Origin of the sequence: Streptomyces bambusae, from assembly GCF_019400985.1 — a bacterium.
GTDB lineage: Bacteria > Actinomycetota > Actinomycetes > Streptomycetales > Streptomycetaceae > Streptomyces > Streptomyces bambusae_A.
Genome location: NZ_WTFF01000545.1, coordinates 1 through 2651, shown reverse-complemented (window position 1 = coordinate 2651; position 2651 = coordinate 1). Strand labels below are relative to the sequence as shown.

2 protein-coding genes and 1 rRNA gene are annotated in these 2651 nt (G+C 73.8%); all 3 read right to left on the bottom strand.

The annotated features are described in order from the left end of the window. Window positions 1–107: 107 nt before the first annotated feature. Window positions 108–1277, bottom strand: a complete 1170-nt coding sequence (locus tag GPJ59_RS35360; protein ID WP_219672194.1) for an acetoin utilization protein AcuC — start codon at window positions 1275–1277, stop codon at window positions 108–110. After that, a complete protein-coding gene (locus tag GPJ59_RS35355; RefSeq protein ID WP_374201001.1) occupies window positions 1228–2460 on the bottom strand; it encodes an MFS transporter in 1233 nt (410 codons plus the stop codon). The genes GPJ59_RS35360 and GPJ59_RS35355 overlap by 50 nt, the downstream gene beginning before the upstream one ends. Window positions 2461–2584: 124 nt before the next feature. Next, window positions 2585–2651 (bottom strand): 5S ribosomal RNA (gene rrf / locus GPJ59_RS39090); the annotation flags it as partial.

The following is a 2651-nucleotide window of genomic DNA, read 5'->3' as shown; positions in this document are numbered from 1 at the left end:
CCCCCCCCCCCCGCCGCCCGCGCCCCCCCCGTGCGTCGCCCGCCGCTGTACGAGCGGCCCCGCCGCCGTACGAGCCGCGCCCGCCGCCGTACGAGCCGCCCCCGCCGCTACGCGAGCAGCCCGCGCAGCGGGAACACCGCCCGCCGCGTCGCCAGAACGGCCTGATCGATACGGTCCGCGGGGTCGTAGCCCGCCTCCCAGTCGCGCCAGTCCACCGGCCGCCCGTCCGTCATCCGGGCCGGCGCCAACTGCCGGGTGCGCGCGTACACCTCGTCCCGCCACGACGCCGGCACCGCCGTCTCCGGGTCGACGGGCCGGTGCGCGGCGATCGCCACCAGATGCGTCCACGACCGCGGCACGACGTCCACCACCGCGTACCCGCCGCCGCCCAGCGCCAGCCAGCGGCCGCCGGCGTACTCGTGCGCCAGCCGGTGGCACGCCTCCTGCACGGTCCGCTGGGCGTCCAGCGACACCGCCAGATGGGCCAGCGGGTCCTCGAAGTGCGTGTCGGCGCCGTGCTGGGTCACCAGCACCTGCGGCCGGAAGTCCGCCAGCAGCTCGGGCACGACGGCGTGGAAGGCCCGCACCCAGCCCTCGTCACCGGTGCCGGCCGGCAGCGCGACGTTCACCGCGGAGCCCTCGGCGGCCGGCCCACCGGTCTCCTCCGGCCAGCCCGTCTGCGGGAACAGCGTCCGCGGATGCTCGTGCAGCGAGACGGTCAGCACCCGGGGGTCGTCCCAGAACGCCGCCTGCACCCCGTCCCCGTGGTGCACGTCCACGTCCACGTACGCCACCCGCTCCGCGCCCAGTTCCAGCAGCCGGGCGATGGCGAGCGCCGGGTCGTTGTAGACGCAGAAGCCGGACGCGCCGCCCGGCATCGCGTGGTGCAGCCCGCCCGCGAAGTTCACCGCGTGCTCGGCGTCGCCGCGCCAGATCGCCTCCGCCCCCGCCACCGACTGCCCGGCGATCAGCGCGGAGGCCTCGTGGATCCCGGGGAAGGCGGGGTCGTCGACCGTCCCCAGCCCGTACGAGCCGTCCGCCGCCGCGGGTTCGGCGGACACCTCCCGGACGGCCGCCACGTAGTCCTCGCGGTGCACCAGGCGCAGCGTGGACTCCCCGGCCGGCCTGGCCGCCCGTACCTCCAGCTCCCGGTCCAGCCCGAAGGCGCGCACCAGGCCCATGGTCAGCGCCAGGCGCACCGGATCCATCGGATGGCTGGGCCCGAAGTCATACTTCGTTACCGCCTCGTCCCACATCAACAACCCGCGGCCGCTCATGCCCGCCACCGTATCGGGCGGGTTCGGGGCCGAAGGAGCGGGCGTGGACGAGCGTCACCAGGACCAGGGCCATCGGCACCAGCATGGCGCCCCGGTAGCTCCAGGCGTCGCCGAGCGCCCCGACGAGCGGCGAACCGATCAGGAAGCCGACGTAGTTGAAGATGTTCAGCCGCGCGACGGCGGCGTCCGAGACCTCCGGGTAGAGCCTGCCGGCGGCGGCGAAGGTCTGCGGCACGATCACGCACAGCCCGAGCCCGAGCAGGGTGAACCCGAGCATCCCCACCCACGCACCGGGCGCCAGGGCCACCACGGCGAACCCGCCGGCGGCCAGCAGCGTTCCGCCGCGTACGACGGTCACGGCGCCCAGGCGCCGCACGCCGAGGTCGCCGACGGCCCGGCCGAGCAGGGTGGTGATCATGTAGATGTTGTAGGGGACGGTGGCGAGCTGTTCGGAGCTGCCGAGCACGTCCTGGAGGTACTTGGCGCTCCAGTTGGAGACGGTGGAGTCGCCGATGTACGCGCAGGCCATGACGAGGCACAGGGGCAGGAGCAGCCGGAAGCCGGTGTGCGCGGCGGCTGCGGTGTTGGTGTCCTTGGTGTCCTTGGTGTCCTTGCCGTGGGCGGGGGCCGTGGCCGGGGCCCGGTCGGCGTAGAAGCGGCTGCCGAGGAGCGCGAGCGGCAGCAGGAGGGCGACGGCGGGCGCGTACGAGGCGAACAGGCCGAGGTGTTCGTGGGCGGCGAGCCAGGCGGCGGAGGCGCCGACGATCCCGCCGAGGCTGTAGGCGGCGTGGAAGCCGAGCATGATGCTCCGCCCGTACGTCCGCTGGAGGCTGACGCCGAGCATGTTCATGGACGCGTCCAGCGCACCGACCGCGAGCCCGAACACCCCCAGCGCGAGCGCCACATGCCACATGTCGCTGCCGGCCCCGACGCCCAGCAGCGCGAGCAGCACCACCGGCTGGGACCACCGCAGCACGGCACTGGGCGGCACCCTGCGCACCAGCCGCTCGGTCAGCACGCTGGCGACACCCGCCAGCACGGGCACGGCGGCGAGGAAGGCGGGCAGCAGCCCGTCGGATATCCCGTACCGGTCCTGGATGGCGGGGATACGTGTCACCAGCAGCGCGAAGGTGACTCCTTGCACGAAGAAGCTGAACCCCAGCGCCCCGCGCCCGCGCCGCATCGCCACGGTGGTCATGGTCATGGCGGCACAGCGTAGGGCCGGCGGCTACCGGTGGGTAGACCCTGAACGCAGAAAAGCCCCGCACCAGATCTGACGATCGGTGCGGGGCTTTCCCACAATGATTGTTCGGCGGCGTCCTACTCTCCCACAGGGTCCCCCCTGCAGTACCATCGGCGCTGAAAGGCTTAGCT

Excerpts from the sequence above, each read along its gene's own strand:
- GPJ59_RS35355 (WP_374201001.1), bottom strand. The coding sequence starts at position 2,460 with ATGCGGCGCGGGCGCGGGGCGCTGGGGTTCAGCTTCTTCGTGCAAGGA.
- GPJ59_RS35360 (WP_219672194.1), bottom strand. The coding sequence starts at position 1,277 with ATGAGCGGCCGCGGGTTGTTGATGTGGGACGAGGCGGTAACGAAGTAT.